The organism is Pseudomonas sp. B21-010 (assembly GCF_024749325.1).
GTDB classification, from domain to species: domain Bacteria; phylum Pseudomonadota; class Gammaproteobacteria; order Pseudomonadales; family Pseudomonadaceae; genus Aquipseudomonas; species Aquipseudomonas kilonensis.
Genome location: NZ_CP087198.1, coordinates 4,261,620 through 4,284,661, shown reverse-complemented (window position 1 = coordinate 4,284,661; position 23,042 = coordinate 4,261,620). Strand labels below are relative to the sequence as shown.

27 protein-coding genes, 4 tRNA genes and 1 pseudogene are annotated in these 23,042 nt (G+C 53.8%); 23 read left to right on the top strand and 9 right to left on the bottom strand.

Annotation, left to right across the window (positions count from 1 at the left end; genetic code table 11):
• Positions 1-31 precede the first annotated feature (31 nt).
• The 5 genes from LOY50_RS18885 (at position 32) to LOY50_RS18865 (ending at position 2,492) form a co-directional block, all read left to right on the top strand.
• Positions 32-1,243, top strand: coding sequence for an O-succinylhomoserine sulfhydrylase (locus LOY50_RS18885; RefSeq protein ID WP_214510514.1), 1,212 nt, complete (start codon positions 32-34; stop codon positions 1,241-1,243).
• Positions 1,240-2,013 (top strand): SDR family oxidoreductase, encoded by a 774-nt coding sequence (locus LOY50_RS18880; RefSeq protein ID WP_214510515.1) that lies wholly within the window; start codon positions 1,240-1,242, stop codon positions 2,011-2,013. The genes LOY50_RS18885 and LOY50_RS18880 overlap by 4 nt, the downstream gene beginning before the upstream one ends.
• Positions 2,014-2,115: 102 nt before the next feature.
• A tRNA-Val gene (locus LOY50_RS18875) sits at positions 2,116-2,191 on the top strand.
• 58 nt (positions 2,192-2,249) lie between these two features.
• Positions 2,250-2,326 (top strand) — tRNA-Asp (locus LOY50_RS18870).
• Between the two features lie 89 nt (positions 2,327-2,415).
• Positions 2,416-2,492: transfer RNA gene (locus LOY50_RS18865), tRNA-Asp, on the top strand.
• 190 nt (positions 2,493-2,682) lie between these two features.
• On the opposite strand, the gene LOY50_RS18860 is transcribed toward LOY50_RS18865, so the two are convergent.
• Positions 2,683-3,966 carry an FAD-binding oxidoreductase gene (locus tag LOY50_RS18860; protein ID WP_186651544.1) on the bottom strand — a complete coding sequence of 428 codons (1,284 nt, stop codon included), beginning with the start codon at positions 3,964-3,966 and terminating at the stop codon, positions 2,683-2,685.
• A 183-nt stretch (positions 3,967-4,149) separates the two neighbouring features.
• Between LOY50_RS18860 and LOY50_RS18855 the strand changes: the two genes are divergently transcribed.
• From LOY50_RS18855 to LOY50_RS18840, 4 genes are all read left to right on the top strand, one after another.
• Positions 4,150-4,226, top strand: a tRNA-Val gene (locus LOY50_RS18855).
• An 85-nt stretch (positions 4,227-4,311) separates the two neighbouring features.
• Complete coding sequence (locus tag LOY50_RS18850; RefSeq protein WP_258688852.1) at positions 4,312-4,956, top strand: hypothetical protein; 645 nt, start codon at positions 4,312-4,314, stop codon at positions 4,954-4,956.
• 637 nt (positions 4,957-5,593) lie between these two features.
• On the top strand, positions 5,594-6,136 hold the full coding sequence (locus LOY50_RS18845) for a hypothetical protein (RefSeq protein ID WP_253476506.1): 543 nt from the start codon (positions 5,594-5,596) through the stop codon (positions 6,134-6,136).
• Positions 6,137-6,458: 322 nt separating this feature from the next.
• A complete protein-coding gene (locus tag LOY50_RS18840; RefSeq protein ID WP_253476504.1) occupies positions 6,459-7,112 on the top strand; it encodes a hypothetical protein in 654 nt (217 codons plus the stop codon).
• Between the two features lie 213 nt (positions 7,113-7,325).
• Here LOY50_RS18840 and LOY50_RS18835 read toward each other — a convergent pair whose 3' ends face one another.
• On the bottom strand, positions 7,326-8,195 hold the full coding sequence (locus tag LOY50_RS18835) for a GyrI-like domain-containing protein (protein WP_253476502.1): 870 nt from the start codon (positions 8,193-8,195) through the stop codon (positions 7,326-7,328).
• Positions 8,196-9,445: 1,250 nt separating this feature from the next.
• Here LOY50_RS18835 and LOY50_RS18830 point away from each other — a divergent pair.
• Positions 9,446-9,718: a hypothetical protein gene (locus LOY50_RS18830; protein ID WP_003203821.1), complete on the top strand. Its 273-nt coding sequence runs from the start codon at positions 9,446-9,448 to the stop codon at positions 9,716-9,718.
• A gap of 126 nt (positions 9,719-9,844) precedes the next feature.
• On the opposite strand, the gene LOY50_RS18825 is transcribed toward LOY50_RS18830, so the two are convergent.
• From LOY50_RS18825 to LOY50_RS18815, 3 genes and pseudogenes are all read right to left on the bottom strand, one after another.
• On the bottom strand, positions 9,845-10,153 hold the full coding sequence (locus LOY50_RS18825) for an addiction module antidote protein (protein WP_038858737.1): 309 nt from the start codon (positions 10,151-10,153) through the stop codon (positions 9,845-9,847).
• Positions 10,154-10,155: 2 nt separating this feature from the next.
• Positions 10,156-10,432 (bottom strand): annotated as a pseudogene (locus LOY50_RS18820) (type II toxin-antitoxin system RelE/ParE family toxin).
• 292 nt (positions 10,433-10,724) lie between these two features.
• Positions 10,725-11,150 carry a hypothetical protein gene (locus tag LOY50_RS18815; RefSeq protein WP_258688851.1) on the bottom strand — a complete coding sequence of 142 codons (426 nt, stop codon included), beginning with the start codon at positions 11,148-11,150 and terminating at the stop codon, positions 10,725-10,727.
• A gap of 327 nt (positions 11,151-11,477) precedes the next feature.
• On the opposite strand from LOY50_RS18815, the gene LOY50_RS18810 reads away from it, so the two are divergent.
• The 9 genes from LOY50_RS18810 to LOY50_RS18770 all read left to right on the top strand — a co-directional run bounded on the left by LOY50_RS18810 (position 11,478) and on the right by LOY50_RS18770 (position 17,648).
• Entirely contained in the window at positions 11,478-12,236 is a 759-nt protein-coding gene (locus tag LOY50_RS18810; RefSeq protein ID WP_258688850.1) for a hypothetical protein, read from the top strand.
• A 487-nt stretch (positions 12,237-12,723) separates the two neighbouring features.
• Entirely contained in the window at positions 12,724-13,269 is a 546-nt protein-coding gene (locus LOY50_RS18805; protein ID WP_253476494.1) for a hypothetical protein, read from the top strand.
• 61 nt (positions 13,270-13,330) lie between these two features.
• Positions 13,331-13,549, top strand: a complete 219-nt coding sequence (locus LOY50_RS18800; RefSeq protein ID WP_258688849.1) for a hypothetical protein — start codon at positions 13,331-13,333, stop codon at positions 13,547-13,549.
• A 114-nt stretch (positions 13,550-13,663) separates the two neighbouring features.
• The gene (locus LOY50_RS18795) at positions 13,664-13,864 is read left to right on the top strand and encodes a hypothetical protein (RefSeq protein WP_007895617.1); all 201 of its coding nucleotides are present in this window, start codon (positions 13,664-13,666) and stop codon (positions 13,862-13,864) included.
• A gap of 193 nt (positions 13,865-14,057) precedes the next feature.
• Positions 14,058-14,603 (top strand): NADPH-dependent FMN reductase, encoded by a 546-nt coding sequence (locus LOY50_RS18790; RefSeq protein ID WP_258688848.1) that lies wholly within the window; start codon positions 14,058-14,060, stop codon positions 14,601-14,603.
• 360 nt (positions 14,604-14,963) lie between these two features.
• The gene (locus LOY50_RS18785; RefSeq protein ID WP_258688846.1) at positions 14,964-15,470 is read left to right on the top strand and encodes an AAA family ATPase; all 507 of its coding nucleotides are present in this window, start codon (positions 14,964-14,966) and stop codon (positions 15,468-15,470) included.
• Positions 15,471-15,584: 114 nt separating this feature from the next.
• Positions 15,585-16,277: a M24 family metallopeptidase gene (locus LOY50_RS18780; protein ID WP_258688845.1), complete on the top strand. Its 693-nt coding sequence runs from the start codon at positions 15,585-15,587 to the stop codon at positions 16,275-16,277.
• A gap of 29 nt (positions 16,278-16,306) precedes the next feature.
• Positions 16,307-16,744 (top strand): GNAT family N-acetyltransferase, encoded by a 438-nt coding sequence (locus tag LOY50_RS18775; RefSeq protein WP_214510589.1) that lies wholly within the window; start codon positions 16,307-16,309, stop codon positions 16,742-16,744.
• 172 nt (positions 16,745-16,916) lie between these two features.
• Positions 16,917-17,648: a polyphenol oxidase family protein gene (locus tag LOY50_RS18770; RefSeq protein WP_258688844.1), complete on the top strand. Its 732-nt coding sequence runs from the start codon at positions 16,917-16,919 to the stop codon at positions 17,646-17,648.
• Positions 17,649-17,786: 138 nt separating this feature from the next.
• Here the strand turns inward: LOY50_RS18770 and LOY50_RS18765 are convergent, their stop codons facing one another.
• The 3 genes from LOY50_RS18765 to LOY50_RS18755 form a co-directional block, all read right to left on the bottom strand.
• Positions 17,787-17,996: a hypothetical protein gene (locus LOY50_RS18765; RefSeq protein ID WP_253476483.1), complete on the bottom strand. Its 210-nt coding sequence runs from the start codon at positions 17,994-17,996 to the stop codon at positions 17,787-17,789.
• A 144-nt stretch (positions 17,997-18,140) separates the two neighbouring features.
• Positions 18,141-18,356 (bottom strand): DUF6434 domain-containing protein, encoded by a 216-nt coding sequence (locus LOY50_RS18760; protein ID WP_258688843.1) that lies wholly within the window; start codon positions 18,354-18,356, stop codon positions 18,141-18,143.
• A 29-nt stretch (positions 18,357-18,385) separates the two neighbouring features.
• Entirely contained in the window at positions 18,386-19,243 is an 858-nt protein-coding gene (locus LOY50_RS18755) for an AraC family transcriptional regulator (RefSeq protein ID WP_258688842.1), read from the bottom strand.
• Positions 19,244-19,526: 283 nt separating this feature from the next.
• On the opposite strand from LOY50_RS18755, the gene LOY50_RS18750 reads away from it, so the two are divergent.
• On the top strand, positions 19,527-20,681 hold the full coding sequence (locus LOY50_RS18750) for an alpha/beta hydrolase (RefSeq protein WP_258688841.1): 1,155 nt from the start codon (positions 19,527-19,529) through the stop codon (positions 20,679-20,681).
• A 113-nt stretch (positions 20,682-20,794) separates the two neighbouring features.
• Here the strand turns inward: LOY50_RS18750 and LOY50_RS18745 are convergent, their stop codons facing one another.
• Positions 20,795-21,679 carry a LysR substrate-binding domain-containing protein gene (locus LOY50_RS18745; RefSeq protein WP_253476471.1) on the bottom strand — a complete coding sequence of 295 codons (885 nt, stop codon included), beginning with the start codon at positions 21,677-21,679 and terminating at the stop codon, positions 20,795-20,797.
• Between the two features lie 105 nt (positions 21,680-21,784).
• Here LOY50_RS18745 and LOY50_RS18740 point away from each other — a divergent pair, with 105 nt between their 5' ends.
• From LOY50_RS18740 to LOY50_RS18730, 3 genes are all read left to right on the top strand, one after another.
• A complete protein-coding gene (locus LOY50_RS18740) occupies positions 21,785-22,234 on the top strand; it encodes a PACE efflux transporter (RefSeq protein ID WP_253476469.1) in 450 nt (149 codons plus the stop codon).
• 174 nt (positions 22,235-22,408) lie between these two features.
• Entirely contained in the window at positions 22,409-22,537 is a 129-nt protein-coding gene (locus LOY50_RS18735) for a hypothetical protein (protein ID WP_258688840.1), read from the top strand.
• Between the two features lie 183 nt (positions 22,538-22,720).
• Positions 22,721-23,002 carry a hypothetical protein gene (locus LOY50_RS18730; RefSeq protein WP_253476467.1) on the top strand — a complete coding sequence of 94 codons (282 nt, stop codon included), beginning with the start codon at positions 22,721-22,723 and terminating at the stop codon, positions 23,000-23,002.
• The last annotated feature ends 40 nt before the right edge of the window (positions 23,003-23,042 follow it).

The window sequence follows — 23,042 nt, the reverse complement described above, 5'->3', positions numbered from 1 at the left end:
TTGCGTTTAAACCGATTTCAGGAGTGACAGCATGAGTCAGGATTGGGATGCCGGTCGGCTGGACAGCGACCTTGAAGGCGTAGCGTTCGATACCCTGGCGGTTCGCGCGGGTCAGCACCGTACACCGGAAGCCGAACATGGCGATCCGATGTTCTTCACCTCCAGCTACGTGTTCCGCACCGCTGCCGATGCAGCCGCACGGTTTGCTGGCGAAGTGCCGGGCAACGTTTACTCGCGCTACACCAACCCGACCGTACGGGCCTTCGAGGAGCGCATTGCCGCCCTGGAAGGCGCCGAGCAAGCCGTGGCCACTGCCACCGGCATGGCCGCGATCATGGCCGTGGTGATGAGCCTGTGCAGCGCTGGCGACCACGTGCTGGTGTCGCGCAGCGTCTTCGGCTCGACCATCAGCCTGTTCGAAAAGTACTTCAAGCGCTTTGGCGTGGAAGTCGATTACGTGCCCCTGGCGGACCTGTCCGCTTGGGATGCGGCAATCAAGGCGAATACCAAGCTGCTGTTCGTCGAGTCGCCTTCCAACCCCCTGGCCGAGCTGGTGGACATCGCCGCGCTGGCGGAAATCGCCCACGCCAAGGGCGCCATGCTGGTGGTCGATAACTGCTTCTGTACCCCGGCGCTGCAACAACCGCTGAAGTTGGGTGCGGACGTGGTGGTGCATTCGGCGACCAAGTTCATCGACGGCCAGGGCCGTTGCATGGGTGGCGTGGTGGCCGGTCGTAGCGAGCAGATGAAGGAAGTAGTGGGCTTTTTGCGCACTGCAGGCCCGACCCTCAGCCCGTTCAACGCCTGGATCTTCCTCAAGGGCCTGGAAACCCTCGGCCTGCGCATGAAAGCCCATTGCGCCAACGCCCAGGCCCTGGCCGAGTGGCTGGAGCAGCAGGACGGCATCGAGAAAGTGCATTACGCCGGCCTCAAGAGCCATCCGCAACATGACCTGGCCTTGCGTCAGCAACGCGGTTTCGGCGCTGTGGTGAGCTTCGAGGTCAAGGGGGGCAAGGAGGGCGCCTGGCGCTTCATCGACGCGACCCGGTTGATTTCCATCACCGCCAACCTGGGTGACAGCAAGACCACCATCACCCACCCGAGCACCACGTCCCACGGTCGCCTGTCGCCCCAGGAACGTGAATCGGCGGGTATTCGTGACAGCCTGATCCGCGTTGCGGTCGGTTTGGAAGACGTGGCCGATCTGCAAGCCGACCTGGCCCGCGGGTTGGCGGCCTTGTGATCGAGCTGGCTACGCCGCCGAGCGGCACTCATGGCCGGGTTGCACTGGTTACGGGCGCCGCACGGGGTATCGGCCTGGGCATCGCTGCCTGGTTGATCTGTGAAGGCTGGCAGGTGGTGCTGACCGACCTGGACCGCGAGCGCGGTTCCAAGGTGGCGAAGACCCTGGGCGACAATGCCTGGTTCATCGCCATGGACGTGGCGGATGAGGCGCAGGTCGCCACCGGTATCGCCGAGGTGCTCGGGCAGTTCGGGCGGCTCGACGCGCTGGTGTGCAACGCGGCTATCGCCGATCCGCACAACATCACCCTGGAAAGCCTGGACCTGGCTTATTGGAATCGGGTCCTGGCGGTGAACCTGGGTGGGCCGATGCTGCTGGCCAAGCACTGCGCGCCGTATCTGCGCGCTCACAACGGCGCCATCGTCAACCTGGCCTCGACCCGCGCCGCGCAATCGGAACCCGACACCGAAGCCTATGCGGCGAGCAAGGGCGGCTTGCTGGCCCTGACTCATGCCCTGGCAATCAGTCTCGGGCCGGAGATCCGGGTCAACGCCGTCAGCCCTGGCTGGATCGACGCGCGTGATCCCTCTCAGCGTCGCGCAGAGCCGCTGACCGACGCCGATCACGCCCAGCATCCAGCGGGCAGGGTAGGCACGGTAGAGGACGTGGCGGCGATGGTGGCGTGGCTGTTGTCGCGCAATGCCGGTTTTGTCACGGGGCAGGAGTTCGTGGTGGACGGCGGCATGACCAAGAAAATGATTTATACGTAAGTGCAGTTGCGGGTGCCGTTTGAACTGTTTTGAAAAAACTTCAACCCTGCTATTGACTTAGCTTCGGTACCTGCGTAAATTTCGCGGCCTCAACGAAGCAAAGGGTGATTAGCTCAGCTGGGAGAGCGTCTGCCTTACAAGCAGAATGTCGGCGGTTCGATCCCGTCATCACCCACCATGTTTTACGAGAGTTTTGCGAAAGCAAGACGGAAGCTGTCAAAAGCCTCCACCGACGCGCAGCGGTAGTTCAGTCGGTTAGAATACCGGCCTGTCACGCCGGGGGTCGCGGGTTCGAGTCCCGTCCGCTGCGCCATATTTTCCGAAGCAGGTTCGCCTGGTTCGAGATTCAAGCCCAAGGGTTTGGATCAGACGAGTTAACTGGGCGCAAGTCCATAGCGATACGCAGCGGTAGTTCAGTCGGTTAGAATACCGGCCTGTCACGCCGGGGGTCGCGGGTTCGAGTCCCGTCCGCTGCGCCATATCTGCTTCGAGGCCCACTGAACGCCTTGAAGCTAAGAAGAAAGCTGCAAAGCTACTTCTAGTCGATAGCAAAGACCCTGGTCGAAAGACCGGGGTTTTTTGTTTTCGGAATTTGAAAGATTGGAACAAGCCCGTGGCGAGGGAGCTTGCTCCCGCTGGGCTGCGAAGCAGCCCTTGTTGTTGGCGGCTTCAGAACCCCAATTTATCCCGCAACCCGTAATACCAAGCCCCCAACGCCGCAAACGGCGTACGCAACAACTGACCGCCAGGGAAAGGGTAGTGGGGCAGGTCCGCAAACGCATCAAAACGCTCAGCCTGACCACGCAGCGCCTCAGCCAGAACCTTGCCCGCCAGGTGCGTATACGTCACGCCATGGCCGCTGCAGCCCTGGGAATAATAAATGTTATCCCCCAGCCGCCCGACCTGCGGAAGACGCGACAGCGTCAGCAGGAAATTTCCGGTCCAGGCGTAATCAATCTTCACATCCTTGAGTTGCGGGAATGCCTTGAGCATCTTCGGCCGAATGATCGCCTCGATGTTCGCCGGATCCCTCGCGCCATACACCACGCCGCCGCCGAAGATCAGCCGCTTGTCGCCCGTCAGTCGGTAGTAATCGAGCAGGTAGTTGCAGTCTTCGACGCAATAATCCTGAGGCAGCAGGCTATGCGCCAACTCATCGCTCAGCGGCTCGGTGGCGATTACCTGCGTACCGCAAGGCATCGACTTGGCCGCCAGCTCCGGCACCAGATTGCCCAGGTAAGCATTGCCCGCCACGATAATGAACTTGGCCCTGACCTTACCCTGTGGCGTATGCACAACCGGGCTGGCACCACGCTCGATGCGCACTGCTGGCGACTGTTCATAAATCACCCCGCCCAGCGACTCCACAGCCGCTGCTTCGCCCAGCGCCAGGTTGAGCGGATGAATATGCCCACCGCTCATATCGAGCATGCCGCCCACATACTCATCGCAAGCCACCACCTCGCGAATGCGCCGCTGATCCAGCAACTCCAGCTGGGTATGCCCGAAACGCTCCCATAAACGCTTCTGCGACTCCAGGTGGCCCATCTGTTTAGCGGTGAGGGCGGCGAATACACCACCGTCCTTCAAATCACACTGAATCTGATACTTCGCCACCCGCTCGCGAATGATTCGTCCACCCTCAAACGCCATGTTGCCCAGCAACTGCGCCTGCTGAGGACCGACGCTGCGTTCGATCACATCAATATCGCGGCTATAACTGTTAACGATCTGCCCGCCGTTACGACCCGAAGCCCCAAAGCCGACCTTGGCGGCCTCAAGCACGGTGACTTTGAAACCGTTCTCCAGCAAAAACAGCGCAGAGGACAGGCCGGTGTAACCAGCGCCGATCACGCAAACATCCGTCTCGACGTCATCCTGCAGGGCAGGGCGCGGAGGAACCGGGTTGGCCGATGCGGCGTAATAGGACGCTGGATAGGATGTGTTCGCCATTCTGCAACCTCTGTTTTATATTTTTTACGAATGCAGCGATCCTACCCGAGATAAAAATCGGCCGCCAGCCACCGCCAAATCTTCGTCGCATCGGCGAAATTAAATATTTTGCATATTCATAGGGTTAGGTGAAAAAAAGGTGTTGACACCCCTCCGGAATTCCGTAGAATGCCGCCTCACAGCAGGCACGTAGCTCAGTTGGTTAGAGCACCACCTTGACATGGTGGGGGTCGTTGGTTCGAGTCCAATCGCGCCTACCAAACAAAATCCGCTCTGCTGGGCGGTCTAGAAGGGCTCACCGAAAGGTGGGCCCTTTTTTGTTGGCGTACACATAAGGACATGGTCATGCGGGTTGTCACTTCCGTAACTTTTCTTGCTTTAGCACTTGCTGGTTGCTCTGGAATACCTTCAGTTCCATACGAAGAGCCTGCTCAATCAGAGGGAGTGGCGCGTGTTCGCCTTATCACGAACTCTGATGTGTACGGAGATAGCGTCGTTGGCAGTTGTGCTCCTGCTACCCGGCATAAGATGGCTGAAGCCGGACGTTTCGGGCAGGACGGTACAGCGAGCATCAACTATCCGCAGTATCCCCTGAAGACGGCGAGCATTGGCATACCGAAAAGAGTTTGGCCCAGTCTTATCCAGTATGTCCCTGCAATTCGGATGGGGGAAGGGGCTTACAAAGAGGTCGTAACCGAGTATCGCGTCAGGACGGATTTGCCATTCCAGATTGCGACTCAGGGCGCGACCATCGCGGGCAACGGCAGCTCTTACCGGGCCTGTGGTGGCCAGGCGTTCGTTTACAAGCTGGAACCAGGGAAAGACTACGAAGCGGTGGTAGGGGTGGATAGCAGACCAAGCGAAGATGGCGAGCCAGCGCTAATTTGCATGTTGGCGGTTCTCGAGTTGAGCGCGGTGCCTGGCACTTCCATTGTGGTCCCACAAAAGCTGACGCATGCTGCGGCTCCGCAGGTGCTTTGCAAAAACTAATAAGCACAGCCCGCCGTCGAGGGGGTTTTGCGTCTAGCAGAAACGAGAAAGCCCCGACTTGGATCGGGGCTTTTGCGTTGCGGCGGATAAAGGGAGGGCGACTTCAGGTTGTGCGCGAATACGTCCTGAAGCTACCAGATCGCAGAAAGGCCGCCTCTGCGCGAGCGAGCAGGGGGGGGCGGTACCCGTGGCTCTCCTTTCAGAAGGAGAACGGCGACAGGCCAAGATGGGCCGATTGCAAGTGAGCTCAAATAGTGGTCTGTCCCCAGTTTCTCCGAGCTAGTTGCCAGCGCAGAAGCGCCGAACGCTCATCCGCCAAGCGCTGCGCTTCGGTTGTGCTTCTGCGGCCTTGAGCGTTTCGGCCATCTGATCCCGGTCGTAGCGGAGCAGGTCCAGGACGCTGCCACCCATTGGCTTGAAGCCTGCACGGTCGCTGATAAGTGCTCGTCAATATCTTTTCTTGAACTGCAGCACCACAGACCGCTCCGTGGAGCAGGTCTAGGCATGAAGGCCCATGTCTCATTAGTGTGAATTGGTCCTGGCTGTGCGCGATAAAGTGATCTATAACAAAGTCGATAGTCATGATAGCTAGCACCAAAGTGCGGTTCAGATAAATTTATAATAGGAGCATGGCGCTATGGCGGCTGGAGCAGTTGCTAACACATTGGGTCAACTCGTCGGTCAGCAGTTTAGTTGGCTTCCTGGTAAGTCTTCTCTTTTAGAGGAGAGTTGTATTTTTGGGCCAATGCGTGATCTTACATATGCTTTCAGCTGCTATGAATTTCCATTTCTAGGTGCGCGGCGAGCTAGTATTGCCTTGGATAGAATAATTGCGGTATCAGATGGGCTTATTCAGGTTCTTGCCGGTCAGGCGGTACCAAATAATGCATTCGCTGGCGGGTTGAGATCGTACAATAACTATGGAGTTTGGCAATGGATTTGGTGGCAAAATACGCCTTTAGCAGGCGATTTTGTTCTTTTTAGTGGGGCGAACGCGCGATACAGTGCGCATGTGGCAATTGCAACTGGAGTTGGGTATGACACAGTTACTTTTGGGCATAATGCGATTTCTGGTTTGCCAGCTGCACAGGCTTTACCTGTGCAAAATTTAACTGTAGATCAAATATTTGCTCTCAATCCAGCACTTACAACGGCCCATTTCTTAACTCCAATATGGTAGTTAATGAAAAGAAAGGAGTTGACTTCGCTTGATCCTGTTATGGAGGCTCTGTGAGAAAGCAGTGGGGAAAGGTGACGGGAAAAGGTGACAGATTTATTTTTGCTTCGCTGCGCTGAGAATTTTCATCGAATGAATTTGCTTGGATCAACTGACAGCGGGCTGGAAAATAAATCTGTCCCTTTTTTCGTTACTACTTTTTAAAGTTTTTGAATGAGGGGGGCATGGAGTGCGGCGAGGACCTGATTGGGTAGTTTGGTGTGTCAGTTTTGGACTGTTTATAGCAGGGGGTATTTTTTTTAAAATTATCCCTGGCAAAATAAGTATGACCGATTTTGTGGGAATAGTTTCTGCTATAGGAACATTTGCTGCGGCGGTAGCAGCTTGGCAAAGTGCAAAAATTTCGAAGGACGCAGCAATCCAAAGTCGCAGTGCGACTAGATTTAACGAGTTGACCTCCCACAAGAAACACTTCGATGAGCTTCTTCAGCAGGTTGAGCGTGATTTGGGGGTTGTTTTCTATAATGGTGCAAAGCTCTATGATGATATTTTTCCCAATAATAGAGATTTAACTAAGTCATTCTCAATTATAGGCACTGGAGAGTGCCTGCGTTCTTGGGAGAGTACTTATGTTGCTTTGGGTAATTTTTCTCATGGTGGGTATAAAAAATCAATAGGAATTCATCGGTGGGTAATAACTGCTATGCAGTTGTCAGGTAGTATGCAGATGCGTAATTTGCAAAGCGATTGTCAGCAAATATATTTGGACGGGTTTACTCCTACGGGTTTTGATGAGGAACATCCTGCCAAATATATGATTAAAGTCTGTGATGTTTTGAATAGAATTTATCAATTCAGCTTTGTTGATATTTCTGTAAGTGTATTTCCTGCTTCAGGTGTTTTCGAAGACGCATTCAAAGAGTATTTTTTATCCATCGTGAGTGGGGATGCGAATCATCAGTTTCGCGGGCCTCGATAAATTTTTAGATGCCACGTACTGTTTCAGCAGCGAAAAACGAAAAAGGGGACAGTTTATTTTTTGCTTCGTTGCGCTGCGAGCTTCCATCGAATGGATTCGCTTGGGTTAACTAGCTGCCGGCTAGAAAATAAATCCGTCCCCTTTTCCCTTTTCCCTTTTCCCTTTTCCCCTTTCCATCCGACGTCAGTTCAGGGTCGAAAGCTGCTTGCCCCGCTATTGCAGCGGAACATACACATCAGTTTGCCAGTGATCCTGCGGTGTCTCGGGATAGACGCTCAGGTAATGGAAGAACAGCGGCTGGTCACGAAGTTCCTCTCCACTGGCAGGAAGCCAATCGCGGTAAATCGGATAGATCGTTTCGCCGATGTGATCCGGTGACCCCACATGTCGTACCACGACGCAGCGACCACCGGGAATGACGATTTCGCGCACGCCGAACTCATTCGGCGCCACGGCCTCGTGAATCTCGCCGCAGATTGCGAAGCGGAATGCTTGCGCAGGTGTCGTATCGGGGTTGCCATAGGGAATGCCAAAGCTGCGACTCGACGCCACCGGCGACTGTCCGCTCTGCTTACGCCACTCGATGAACTTGCGCACGCTCTCGTTGACGAGCCCGGCGGGCCCGCAGTGTTCAAATGCTGCGACCCTGACTTCAGGGAATTGCACGATTCGTATCTGCATGATGATAGTCCTGGAAAAATGAGGGATTGCGAACACCGCATTCCAGACCTGCCAGTTCGGCTCCTTCCTGAACGCACTCGGCGTCATACCGAACGCCCGCCTGAACGCCCTGCTAAATGCTTCCGGACTTTCGAAGCCGGCACCGAGTGCGGCCTCCAGTACCGAGTAATCAGCGACGGCGGCCAGGCGATGCGCCGCGCGTCGTAATCGCATCAGTTGCACATAACGTGAAACAGGCACGCCTACGAACGCGGTGAATTGTCGATGGAAGTGAAATGCCGAAAAGTTCGCCACATGGCTCAACGTATTCACCGACAGATCACCTTCGAGATTCTCATCAATGTAGGCGAGGACGGCGTTGAAGCGTTTTGTGTAAGCGAAGTTGGTCGACATGTCAGACACTGGGGAAAGGCTCCTGGAAGTACGGTCGGCAATAGAGTCGACTATAGCGGCATGAACGCGCCTAGCCGCGTTTGCTCAAGGCACGTTTTGGGTTGGCACATGCGATCTCTTCCAAGGCGATGTGAAGGTCGGGGCATTTCAGGTGACCACTTCTGGCCGTTCTCTGCTGGTGCTCACTACCTCGTGTGCTGGTCAAGTCGAATGAGAAGGGAAAAAAGGACGAAAAAAGGGGTAGATTTATTTTTTGCGCTGAGAGCTTTCGTCGAATGGATTCGCTTGGATCAACAGCCGACTAGAAAATAAATCCCTCCCCTTTTCCCATAAGTCAGCGCTCTGTGAGTGATAACCTACGAGTTCTTCTATGAATGATATTGGATGCAGTTATGACAAGCTGTTTGAGGACGCTCGGAGCTAGCCTCGCTAACAGTGTAGTGATCCCCGCCGCCTGGTTATCGGGGCTTACGACGATAGGACTCTTGTGGGGCATGATAGCGTTTTGGCCCGATAAGCTTTCAGCCGAAGGACGTCAGCTCTTCCTGGCTTCTGTTTCTATTTTTTGCCTCGCCATATGGCACTTGATACGGCGCAAGCGACGAGCAAAAGCACTTGTAGCATCCATCAACCTAAAAGAAGGTCTGAGCCTCGACGATACTCAGCTGCTCGGCTATCCAAGCCCCATATTTCTTGCCTTTGACCTCTCCAACAAGAAACTCGCTCAATGCCAAAGCGCCACCGGCGACTATCAAATTCGAGACTTCACGTGGGTAACAGGCTGGCAGTGTGAGTGGCAACGGATTGACAGCAGGGTATCGGGCGGGGTTCTTCAAATAGTCGATGGGGCGGGCATGAGCGTTCCAGCCGACGAGATTCGGCGTAGATTCATAGGATTCTCACTGGTTTTGACGGTTGCCGATACAAGGCATCCTCTCCTCCGTTTTTCAATGAACCGGAGCGCAGCTGAAGGGTGGTGTAGCCGGTGCAATGAGTTTTTCAAGTGCTAAACGCGAAGCATCGCACCAGAAGATAATTATCTCTAGAGCTCGCGGCAGCGCTGCTATGAGGGCTCAAACGGGCGCCGCGAGAGGCATTGACGCAAATTCCTACACAAACCTCGGAAACGAGCGCATTGCAGCATTTGGGTATGCAACTTATTGTCTTTGTGTCGCACAAATGGCGATTCGGGTTTGGCGACTCGATTGAATGAAGCGCAGAAGCTCCTGCTCCTTATCAATTGAATGAAGGTACTGCTCATGACCCGATACATGCCCATCACTGGCATAGACTGCATCCCCGCGACCCTGCTCATCGACACCGAAGCGCCTCTGGACGTCCTTTTCGAAACCGCCGATTACCGCATCCGCACGGTGACCCAAGTCTTGGAAAATATCGCGTTTCGCTCGGACATCAGCTCGGACACGGTGGTGCTGACTGATTTTTGTAAATTGCTGACCACATCGTTACGTGATGGTTGTGATGTCATGGATGTGATCGGGCGACGATTGCGGGCGCAGGCGGCGGAATAATGAAGACGGGCGACTTATAAGCCGCCCGTTTCATAAAAGGATAACGGGGGACGGACTACTGTTATGAGACGGTCCGATTACAAATTAACCCAAGATCGTGGTTTGTCCCCCCGGTGTCTACGTTCGTCAGGCAGGTGAATGATTAGCTGCATGCCCAGGCTGCGCATGAAGATCAATGCCTAGCGCATGAATGACCTTGAGTACGGTATCAAATCTCGGCTTTGATCCGGGTGCGAACGCCTTGTACAAGCTTTCTCGCCCCATGCCAGAGTCCTTAGCGATTTGCGCCATGCCTCGGGCCTTGGCGACATAGCCGATCGCTCGGAGAAACTCCTCGCTATCACCATCAGCCAGCACTTGGGAAAGGTATTCACTGATGGCTTCGTCGCTATCGAGTAGTGCCGCCATGTCAAATGTCGTCAGGTGTTGGCTCATGTTCAAATCTCCTTTGCCAATTTCTTCGCTCGCCGGATATCAGCACTCTGTGAAGACTTGTCACCACCCGCCAGTAGCACGATGACCACTCCACCGCGCATGGTGAAATAGACCCGGTAGCCAGCGCCTACATCCACACGCAACTCTGAAATACCATCACCGACAGGTTTCACATCGCCCAGGTGCTGCGGCGCGATCAATGCGGCGGGCGATAGCGATTTTTGCTCGCAGATCACGGACCGATGAATGCCAAGCAGTGAACGTCTGCGTTTGCTGGATGAGCTATTTATGAGTGGGCCGTATCCAGTTGGATACTGGAAGTCAAGATGCTGATTCTGGTCGTCCCCCCGTATTCTCAAGCCGGGGTGCTGGGGGGAAACGAGGACAGACCACGATCTGATGATGAGTGAACTCAAAACCGTGGTCTCTCCCCAGTCTTTGCGTAGCAGCAAAAAGGAATCAGTGGGATGTATTCGAGGGCTTGTTACGGACTGCGCGGAAACGTCGAGAGGGCGGGTACGGCACGCATAAAAAAGCCCGCGAGAGAGGCGGGCTTATTCAGGGCTGACCTTCAAAGACAATCGGACTTGTCTATCTGAAAGTCAGTGATCGGAGCACTGCTTGAGTCATTGATTGCGTATTTGATCAAGAGCCCCGACTTCACGAACTGTCCTAGACCTTTTTCATCGCAGGATACAGAGGCCGCAAGGGCCTTTTTGTCCTTCGTAAATGCGTCGGAATCGATTTCATCTTTCGAGACTTTTGTAAGCGTGTAGGAAATACGCATGATCTCGTCCTTATAGGTTACCGAATCAAGGCGAGCGTCATCGATCATCTTCGGGGACTGTGCATTCATGATGAGCGCGATCCCTTTAAGCTGGCGTTCTCGCTCTTCCTTTTTGTCTTCCGAAGCAGACCGTGCATGCCAGAGTTGAAGCAGCACAAAGAGTGAGATCATTGCTGAAAAAAAGAGGATGGGTCCGCGGTACTGCTTCAACTGAAATATCCATGTCAAAAGGCTATCAGTTATTTGACCATGCCATCCCCCCCATCTCAAGCTGGAAAAGTGCCGATGATTCGTGTGGTTGAAAAGGATCGTGGTCTGTCCCCAGCGCCCGCGTAGTCCCCTCACAGGGCGGGCGCTGGGCACGCTCGATGACCCGGGTGGCAATTGCCGGGCGCGCCAGCAGTTCGGCGAGCAGTCGCCAGGATAAATTGAGCATCGGTAATCCTGACCTGATAGCGTTGCGTGAAAGGGCCACGGATGGGAACAGCGAATGGCCAAACCATGTGTTCCGATGTCTATTCGGAATGAGGACCGTTAATGCCGTACAACTACACGAACGGCCGCTACCTGGTCTTCAAAGGCCGGGGCAGCGATGGGGCGCCCTTTGGCCGGATTCACCAGGACGGAAAAGTTCGAAACCTCCTGGGTGAGCCGCTGTACTACATAGACATGGACGAACGTGCGTTCATTTCGGTCGATTTTGTCTTTCAGGGTGAAATACAAAAATGTCGCGGCACGTTTTGTGTGCTCAGCGACAAAACGCTTTTCACATTTTCCGAGATGGAGGTTAAGCCACTGGGAAACGAGACCGAGGAGCAGGCGCTTCACAGGGAGTTCAAAAGGAGGGCGCTAAGTTTGGCAGGGCAGATCGTTCAGGCGAAGAATGAGATGGTGCAGGCACGCTTGGATATAGCCTGGTCCAATTTAAACCCTTGCCGTCGTTTCCGTGCCTTCTTCACGAGCCGAGCCCGCAGGGAGCGAGCATCGCTAGGGTGGCGTTACAGTGGGCTGGAAAGTGCTCATGAGTTCAAATCGGAGTCTGTCTCTATCTCCTCATCGTCAATCGCGACAATGGTCTTGTGGGCAGCGAGTGCAAGGAAAACGCAGGCAGACCACGATTATGAGGCGGTCCGATTACACGTGAACTCAAATCGCGGTCCGTCCCCAGCTTTCTGGTTTCCACCGATTGAGGTGGGTGCTATAGCGGCACTTGCAGCAAGTCCTCGTCGTAGCTCGCGCTGGGAAAACATCCAGTCAATCTACACTCCGCGTTTTGCCCAGACACTCGTCAATTAATTGGGACTTAAATGAAAAAGGTAGTTTTGGCTCTCTCGCTGGTCACACTAGTAGCCTGCATGCCTTATCAATCAGTGACCTCGCCAGATCCAAATTGGATGCGTCTGGGTGGAGAAGCGCCTGAAGGCTATCCAAGGTCGTTTGTTGAGAACCTAAGTGGCAATTGTGCTCTGGTTACCGAGTCATGGTCTGAGGGAAGAATCAACGGTCGTCTTCTGTGGACCAAGAAACAGTCTCGAAAAGCTATTAGCTGCCCATAGGCATCTGTGTAAGGGCTGCTTTCGTGCCGATAAGAAGTGACAAACCACGATTCTGAGGCCGCCAGATTAATGCACGCACCTGGTCTGTCCCAATCTTTGCTGGCCCATCCTTGGCTCGTAGCAGCGAAGTAATGGTGCTAAATTCTGCGCGTCCAGCGTGTGGGCCCATCTGGCTCTGCGGGATATTTAACTCTTCTCTCAACCGATTTTGTGGATATGGAAATTCAATGAACACATCCAAGCTTTCGATTGCGCTGTCCTGCGCTGTAGCTGTTTTGATGTTGAGCGGATGCGCTGCCTCTGTAAAAAGCGGCGGGACTGAAACGCTCGTCATTCAGGAGTCAGCGAAGCAGAACCTGATCGTAAACTTTCAAGGCAATAGCAAGGTTCAACAAAACGAGGACTGGTCTCGCTTGAAGCAAGAGTGGAATGACGCCCTGCAAGTCGAAGCAACTCGCGCCGGCTACAGCCTTAAAGAGGCTCAGGCATCAAGCCTCGAGGGCAAGGACGGTGTCGGTATCAAGATCAACGTAACCAATTTCCGTTACCTGACTCCAGGCGCACGCTACGGAGCCGGGGTCATGGTGGGAAATGCGTGGGTCAATTCCAGTGCCGACTACTCGGACTTGAAATCGGGTCGCCTGATTGGAACTCGCACCTATGACACGTCCTCGTCGGCTTGGGAAGGTGTCATGTCGGCTATGACCAAAGAGCAGGTCCAGGCTATTTCTCAGAAAATCATCAGTGACATCAAGAGCGCAAAAGCCAAGTAATGCGATCCTGGCTAACCGGCGTCATGAGTCTACGAATAAAGAGGGTTGCGGAAGAGCGCGGATGACTCAATGGAAAACACAGGGAGTCTGGAGCAAGGCGTGGACCTATGCGTTGTTGGTATTTCTCGTAGTGTTTTCCTTTTACACCGACGCGACCTGGTTGGGCGACGGCCCATCCAAGCCCAAGCGGGTCTTCAGCCCCGGTTTCATCGCGTTCTGCGCGCTGGTGGCGGTGTTTGAGCTGATAGCGTTGAACCACTTCTATGATGCGAGTGGATGAGGCAAGGGCGGAGAGGATCGAGGGGGCAGGCTGATTGTAAGTGAGCTCAAAACTGTGGCTTGTCCCCAGTTTTTCCTGAAGCTGATGAGCTACGCCCCGAGGGAGGTTTAATCAATGCCAAAGAAACATCAGGAAAGCAAAGCCGCGACTGCTGCTGACATTGAGCGCTCCATCCAGGCACTGAACAAAATGGCCGAACGTCTCTGGGGCGATGGTCGGGAGGCTGAGGCGAAAGCCCTGCTCGATGCCTTGGATGCTTTAAACAGAGCGCTCGACAGGATCAGGATTGGGGAGAGTCGTAGGGTTCTTCATTGAAGCGTGAAGGAAAAGGGGCAGGCCCAAACGGCTGACCATAAAAATAAATCTGGCTCTTTTTCCCATAAGCGTCTGGAAAGCCATCTGGTCATCCCTGCGAAACCTGGTGACTCTGCTGGTAGGGCCAATGATGGTGCAGTAAGTGGCCCTCATGCGACACTCCCCGCCCTACAAAATCAGGGAGTGTGCTGGCATGGTGCATTTGCTTGCAGTTTCAGGGAGTCTTCGCGAGGCCTCCTCCAACTCATTGCTATTGCGTGCAGCTGAGGTTCTCTGTCCCAAAGGGCTGTCGATAACGCATTATCACGAGGTTGGCCAGTTACCTCATTTCAACCCGGATTTCACGCAAACTCCTCCTGAATCCATCATGAGCTTACGCTCCAGTATCGCCCACGCGGACGGCGTTCTGATCTCTTGCCCTGAGTACGCTCGCGGAATTCCCGGCTCATTCAAGAATATGCTGGACTGGCTCGTTAGCTCTGAGGAGTTCCCAGGCAAACCCGTTGCGCTTTTCAACGCTTCACCTCGGGCTTCGCACGCGCAGGCGGCACTGCGGCTGGTTCTGGAAACAATGTCGGCTTGTATCGTGGAGGAAGCATCAATATCCGTAAATTTGCTTTCCACGGAATTGAGTGCGGAGACCATCGCAAATGATCCAACGATCCGCCCACTGATTGTTTCCGCACTTGATGCATTCAAGCAGCAAATCGATGACAAAAAGAGCGGGCTATCTTCATAGAAACTCCGCTAGTTAAGTCGATAGCAAGCGTTTGGGTGGCTGATTGCAGATAAACTCAAAATCATGGATTGTCGCCGGTTTCCAGGCGTCGGCGAATCTTTGGCGCGCAAAGAAAAGCCCGACTGGGGAGGCCGGGCTAAAAGGATTTCACTAGGAGCTGAGATGACCATAGGCGCTCGGCTGTGAAAGGGATGTGAAAGATTGCGTTCAGTACGAGTTTTAAAATCGTATCTGTCCCTGGTTTTCATTAAAGAAATATTGATCCAGCTGTCGACGCGGCGAGCGAGTGAGATCGAGCAATCGCTACCGCATAACCGGCTGCTGTCTACACTGGATAGCTCACTCATCGAAGGACATGGAATGCTCATCGTCTTCAGCGGCCTTCCCGGCACCGGAAAAACGACTATCGCCAATGATCTCGCCGCTACAACAGGCGCCGTGTACCTGCGGATCGATACGATTGAGCAGGCGATTCGAAACTCGGGAGTTCTTGCGCAAGATGTGGGGCGCAGTGGTTACATGGTGGCTAATGAGCTTGCCCTGAGTAATCTCCGTTTGGGCCGCACAGTCATCGTTGATTGTGTCAATCCCGTTCTCGAAAGCCGAATCGCGTGGAGCGAAATCGCCTCACAGGCGAGTAGTCGATTGGCAAACATCCAAGTGATTTGCTCCGATAAAGATGAGCATCGGCGCCGGGTCGAAACAAGGATGGTTGATATTTCCGGGCTGACGCCACCCACCTGGCAGTCGGTACTGGATCACGAATATGAGTCGTGGGATGAAGCTACGTTTTGCATAGACACAGCCCTGGTCTCTCCAGTGCAAGCGGTCGCGATGATCATCAATCGATTCGTGTCCAGTGAATAGCGTCGGCCAAGTCCAAGGTAGCAAGGTGTGACGCGAATGCTTTGTTACCTTTTGTCAGGCTGGTCAACTCAAGCGCCTGCTTGGCTAACGAAATCGACGATAGAGGCCTAATCCATGCCTGCGCCGCTAAATCTACCCGTCCAAGCTGCTGCGAAATCTGTCTTGGCACAGCTCGTTGATCACATAACACCCGACTCTACTGAAGCCTCTATCGCGCGAATCGCAGCCGATATGCTCACGCAGTTGGGGTATCCAGATACTTGGTATTACGATTGTCCGGCATTCGTTTTACTTGGATCCCGCAGTCAGGCCTCAGTGTCAGGTCGAGACTACCAACCCAGCGAAGAAGCGGTAGGTTTACAAAGTCTTGTAACAGTCGACCTCAGTCCTCGATCAGGCACGTTGTGGGGTGATTGCGCACGTTCATTTTATGTTGAGGACGGTATATGTCGAACGTTGCCACTTGGTGATGAGTTCACTAGAGGGTATGAGGCGGAACAAAGCCTACATAAGATCATGCTGCGATTCGCTCGCCCTGAAACCACCTTCAATGACCTATATGAATTGGCTAATGAGTCGATAATTGATGTCGGTTTCGAGAATCTCGATTTTCTTGGCAACGTCGGTCACAGCATTTGCGAGCAGCGCGATCAAAGGCTTTACATTGAGTCGGGCAACAATCGGCGCCTGGGTGAGGTGATCTGTTTTACCTTCGAGCCCCACATACGTTTGAGAACCGGTAAATGGGGTTATAAGCATGAGAATATTTACTACTTCAACGATGACGGGACGCCCTGTGAGCTTTAAAAATTATGCAATACCCAGTTGAGAACAATATGAACGTTCGAAAAGCCTTACTCACCGATGCAGAATCGGTGTCCAAACTCCTAGGCCAGTTAGGCTACCAAGCCTCGCCAAAGCTAATCCGAGAGAAGCTTGAGGCTTTAGAGCTTAGCGCTCGCGATACCGTGCTGCTGGCACAAGACGGTAAAAATATTGTCGGTGTCATAAGCCTGCACGTACTTGAACTGTTTCATCAACCGGGTAGGCTCGGACGCATTACCTCCCTTGTCATTGATGAAAACTTCCGAGGACAAGGAGTAGGGGCAATGCTTGTTTCCGCTGCTGACGCATTTTTTACAGAGCAACGGTGCGTCCGGGCCGAGGTGACTAGCAGTGATCATAGAATACAGGCTCACACTTTTTATCAGCAGCACGGTTACGCGGTCGACGAGCGCCGGTTTGTCAAACGGTATGATTCTTCCGGGGCATAGTAGGTTTAAATTCGGCTAGCACGTCACCGCGAAGCCACCTTGCGCTCCCTGGCGCTAGGCTTAAGCCCATAACTCCGTCGCATCCGCCCGGCGCGAATATCTACGGGCTTGATCCGTCCTCCATGCCGAAGCTGCGCCGGCATCACGGACTCCCATCAATAGGACCTGCTTTATGACCTACCACGCTTCGTTGCTGCTTGATATCCCCGGTATAGATCATGGTTTTGAAACTTCTGGAAATTTAACGCTGCCGGAAGGAACACGTTACTGCACCCAGGCTCATGGTACGGTCATCATTGATGCTGACGTGGTAGGGCGGGGTGAACGCCCTGTCGGCGATGCGCTGTTCTCAAGAGGAGTTCGGGATGCAGTAGCGGTCATCACTGCCGATTGCTTACCGGTGTTGGTGGCGTCGGTAGATCAACCATTTGTAGCGGCAATCCACGCCGGGTGGCAGGGTTTGAAAGCTGGCATTCTCGGCCATTCGTTAAGCCGGTTAGAGAAGGAAGGTGTTCCTCTCGCTGGATTGCGAATAGCAATAGGCCCCTCCATCGGCCCCTGTTGTTATGAGGTGAGCAGGACGTTTGTCGAGCGTATTGAACATGCCGATAGCCATCTTTGGCAAAACGATTCTCCTCCGTGGACGGCCCACAGAGTGCCACCCGCGAATACGCCATGGGTCGAGCCCGATGCCACACATAATGAAGCTTGGTTCGATCTACGAAAATATGCGTTGTATCACTTGGCGGGGAGTGGTGTAAGTCGTGAACAGGTCCAGGTGCTTGGACATTGTACTTATTGCTGCGGCGCTGATCTGGGCAGCTACCGGCGGAGGAGCCATCGAACCGAGCCTAAAACCTTCCAGTATTCATGGATAAGACGTCAAGGGGGGCTGATTTGCTGAGGGTGGAATATCAGCAGCAGACGGAATGCTTGAGGTAGATAACGCGGACTGGGAACATACTTTGCGCAGAGAACGACGGAAACGGCTATTCAAATAGCCTCGTCTCCATTCAAACCCAGCATTGTACGGATACGGGGTTTAGAACTGGTGCAGTGCCACCATTATCGCAATCACCACAGCAGCAATTCCTAATCCCATCGTCCAGTTCGACTCGGGCGTCTCCTTGAACCACATACCTTTACTCGGGTAGCGGCCCCAACTGATGAGCTTGACTACCGGCCAACCGATTGGATAAAAAATTGCCCGTGCCACAGGTTCGAGAACGAAGTCCACTAATATGTCCAGCATCGTAACTCCACCTCGCGCATGCGATCTTCGGTAAGCGTACCGCAAGCACGCCTTGCGTAGTACACGGACGTCCACTTATGCGACGGGCTGATTGCAGGTGAGCTCCAATCGTGGCCTGTCTCCGGTTTAGTCATGCCCGCTCGTTCAATGACCGTCGCGATTGCGCTGCAGCCACTCGTCAACGACCTCTCCAAGCGTCTTAGGGACACCATCACGTATCCAGTCCATAAAGCCTCTATCAAATTTAAACTTCGCACCGCAGTGCTCCACCATGAATCTGCGGACGTTTTGGGTGTTTCGGTAATGCTTGCAAACTGGCGTATCTCTTGTGAGTTGCTCACTGTGCCAATTAAAACTCATGGGGCGGGCTCCGTGCTTAGTGGTCTGATTTATGAGTTCATGGCATGGAATGCTTGGCGTCTTGCAAGCGGTATCCACACGTCCACGTAACCCTTCCCTCGGGAGGGTTCGAAATCAGGACTGTACTGTTCGAACTCAGGCGCGTCGGCAAGCTCATATTCGGATTCAGGCAGCCAGTGATTGAAAATGGTGAAGAAAGTCTGATGGATCGTCGAGATATGGCCTTGGTGCCGAAACACGACATAGTGTTGCTGCGGCACCCTGAAATACCGAAAGGCCGGAGCAAGACCTTCGACGCAGGACACCTCGGTGCCGGCGATGTACTCAAAACTACCATCCGGTTCAGGATTACAGCACAGGCCGTAGCTCCCGTTGTTTACCTGATTGGGTACCTGTCCCAGGTAGGGGGAGAACGCTTGCCACAAGCCGACGATGCCTTCGTTCTTATCGAAGGTAAAACGATCCCCCAGACCTGCGATGAAAAACTCTGCTCTCGTTTCAAAGCAAGGTTCAGAGAGTGTTACGAGCTTCCTTTCTTTCATGCGTAAAGGCTCCACTAGTGAGAGATGTTCATCCTCGTGCCCACGCACCTGCTTTGGAGTGAACCCAAACAGATCGCAGAAGGCGCGTGTAAAGGCCTCATGGGAGCCGTAGCCAGCATCCAGTGCTACTTGCAGGATATCCGGCGCACCTTGACGCAAGGTCGATGCCGCTTGGCTCAAACGCCGTGCGCGGATGTAACGCATCACCGACCAGCCCGTCGACAGCGCAAACAAACGGGCCAAGGCAAAGGGAGACATGTTGCAATGGCGCGCGACACGTCCCAGATCGAGTTGGGATCCCAGCTCCAGCTCGATATACCACAGGGCCCTTTCGATACTCAGCATGACGAATCTCCATGAATGCTGAAGCAACGTTAGCAAATGGATGGGGACAGGATTTGATCGTTCTTGCGGTTTCTGCTTTAGACTCCTTTCTGAAACCGCCGATTACCGCATCCGCACCGTGACCCAGGTCTTGGAAAATATTGGTCGCCAAATTCCTTGACTGGTGGCAAATTGACGCTATTCGTTTTTGTGAGGTTTGAGGTAGGCGGTCTTTTACTGAAAAAATGTGGATTGCTTTCTGTTTTGGTGCTCGCGTTAAACAAAATCAAAGGATGGAAAAATAATGAAATTTTCGTTGTTGGGTGGTATCTGGCTTCTATCATTCAGCGTATTTTTTGCCGGGTGTGCATCTTCAGTTTCGTATCCGGCTCCAACTTCCAGTTCTGGGCAGTTACCTTATCCCACGCCGGAATACAGGACTGAAGCTTTTGCGCCAGTGAAGGTCAGCTATGCAACAAATAGAAGAAAAGCGCCGGATGGCAGTCTATTACCTGAGTTGAATGTTTCCGGTGACCCCCTGTCTTATGGTCAGGAGACCGTTCTGATTCCTTTTAAACGGGATGTAGGAAGCTTTAAAGATTCACATAGCCCTGCATTTAAGATGTTAATGGAGCTTGGGGTCGTGGATGAGCAGGATGATCCAATTATCACCTTACTTAATGACCAGTCGCTAACGTTGACTGAGGCTGACTTCTTCAAGCAGTTCAAGTCGGCGAAAGGTTTTAAAAGCGGTGATGTATTGCTTTTCGTACATGGCTTTAATGTGAAGTTTGAAGACGCTGTGAAGCGTGCAGCTCAAGTTTCTTATGATATTAATCCTGATTTGCAACCGGTGGTGTTCAGCTGGCCTTCTATTGGGGATCCGTTAAAGTACAATCGCGATTTTGGTAGGGCGTTGGACTCTGTTGATGACTTCGAAAAATTCATGTTGAAGCTGGTGGCTTCTACGCAGGGAAAGAGGGTTCATGTCCTGGCTCATAGCATGGGGTCAAAAGTAGTCATTCCTGCACTGGCTAAACTCTATTCTACTCATCCAAAACTATTTGATAAGAAGCTGGGTAATATCATACTGGCTGCACCTGATTTTCCCAGGGAGACGTTTATTCTAAAATATAAGGCCGCGTTTAGTAAGTTTGGCCGTGCGACAATCTATATGTCGTCGGAGGATAAGGCGCTAAAAGCTTCCTCTAGCACCTATCTTGCTGATCGAGGAATGCTTGGCTTTAGTGGCCCTGAAGGGTTTTTCTTTCCCGGAATTGACTCTGTTGATATAACTCGTGCGGGAGGTGTTGATGATCTTCTTGGGCATTCAAACTATGGTAGTTCGGCGCGTGTGCTAGTGGATATGCATGATATGATCGGAAGTAATTTGAGAGCTAGCAAAAGGAAAGGTTTTATCGTTGTGCCACCTTACAAGTATTTTTTTCTACAGCCCTAGTGGTTTTGGGGACTGGGGAGCGTGGGCAGAAACTCGCAGAGTCTAAACTACTAGCTAACAACGCACCCTAGGCTGCAAGCGTCCCGATTCGTCGGGACGTAGGCAGAACTGATTCAACCAATACTCCGCCCCAACAACCACTCACTAAACCCCCGCACCGTCGCCTGCCGCTCCCGTCCCGGCACACACACCACCGTATACTGCGCACCCGCCAAGCGAACCTCAGGGCGATATTCAATCAGCTCTCCACGCGCAACAGCCTCAGCAACCAGCACATTGCTGGCGAGCACCAGCCCGTGCCCGGCGATCGCCGCCTGCAGGGCGTGCTGTTCCTCGTCATAACGCCGGAAACGCGCGTTCTCCAGCCAGCCCAGGGTCTCGGCCTTGGCGCACCACGCAGGCCAGTCGACCGTCACCTTTGCACTGCTCAGCCACGGCACGTCGATCAGTTCGACGGGCGAGCCCGCGGCGGGCGGTTGCCAGCCGGGGCGGCAATAAACGCCAAAGTACTCATCCAGCAAAGGCTGTTCGAACAGCTGTGGGTCAGGCGTGAAGAGGGCGCGGATCGCCAGGTCGATGCTGGCGTCACGCTGTAGGTCGACCACGTCGTTGCTGGTATGCAGCCTGACGTCAATATCCGGGTACAACCGATGAAAATCCCCGAGCCGCGGTATCAGCCACAGGCTGGCGAATGCCGGCGTCGTGCTCACCACCAGCGACTGTGCAGCACAGGGCGGCGACAGCACCTGCAGGCCATGTTGGATATCAAGCAGGGCGCGGTGCATGAAAGGCTGAAGGCGCTCGCCGTCGGCGCTCAGGTGTACGCTTTGGCTGGAGCGTTCGAACAGTCGCACGCCAAGGAAGGCTTCAAGGCTTTTGACCTGATGGGAGATCGCCGCCGGGCTGACGTTCAGTTCCTGGGCCGCTGCCTTGAAGCTGCCCAGCCGTGCAGCGGACTCGAATCCGCGCAAGGCGGTGAGGGGCAGTTTGGCGAACATGCGGGTGGGTTACTCAGGTTGAGCGTGGCTCAATTTAGCTCAATTGTGCGCGGATGCTCAACTTGCCAGGCTGTGGTCTCCCAAGCCCAACCCAGGAGCCCAGCAATGCAAGGCACGCCCCGTAAAATCCTTCAGGCCATCCTCTACGAAGCCGGCGGTGTGCTGTTCGTGGCACCGGCGCTGGCGCTGACCTACGGTCAGGGCATGGGCTATTCAACCCTGCTGTCGCTGGTGATTTCCGCCGTCGCGCTGGCTTGGAACATGCTTTTCAATGGCCTGTTCGAGTGGTGGGAACGTCGCCAGCGCAGCCGCCATCGCAACTGGCTGCGACGACTGCTCCATTCCCTGGGGTTTGAAGGCGGCTTGACGTTGATTCTTACCCCGGTGATTGCTGCCTGGCTAGGTATCACTCTGTGGCTGGCACTGATGACCAACCTGGGGCTGTTTGTGTTCTTCTTTTTTTATTCGTTGGTTTTTCAATGGCTGTTTGATCGGGTGTTTGATGTTCCGCTTTCGGCGCAGTCCGGTCAGGGTTCTGCGTCCAGCGCCCGCTGAGTCAGTTGCAGGAATTTGTAGGGGAGGCGGTGAGTCATTCCTGGCCGAAAGTCGTTACAATTTGGCAAGACGCGGGGCATTCGCAACGCGCTGCATTTCATTGAACATTTATCCGTATTCTCGGTTCGTCTACGAAAGCGTTGTCGGCTACATCATGGGCAACATGTTTTTTTCGTGAATGCGCTGTTCATGCTGATGATGAAGGCTTTCACCATGGCCATGTGCTGGTCGTTCGCGATTTTCGTAGCGCCGGTGGGGTTGGCGTACCTGTTCTGGCGCAACAGCCGTTCGGTCGTTGAATAGGTCTATAGCTCAACGCGTTTGCAGTTGAAAATTGGTGTGGGTAGGGCAAACGTGAACAGACCATGATTATGGGTAAACTCATCATCTTGGTTTGTGCCCTGTTTCCCTGTACGAGGAAAGCCGCAGGGTGCTCCATTGATCCGCTACCAGATGTGAGTCCTCAATTTACGATATGGAAATCTCATGAAAAAAAACCTCGCAATACTTGCTCTCTTGGCCCTGACCGGCTGTGCCTATCAGAAATCTCAGTACGTTCTCGATATCGAGAGCGCGCCCCTGCCAACGACTCCTGAAGCAACAGCCAGCGAGTGCGCTCGCATCTACGAAGAAATCGACAAGAATAACCAGGCTATGGCTCGCAGCTACCAAGACGGTGGCTTCACCATGAAGGCTCAGAACGAAAAAGATGCGCGTAATGAAGCCCTATCTATTCGGACGTTCAAGATAGGCTGCCCTCGGCGGTAACGTCAGCACTAGCAGTGCTGATGGTCATTAACCAACTCCG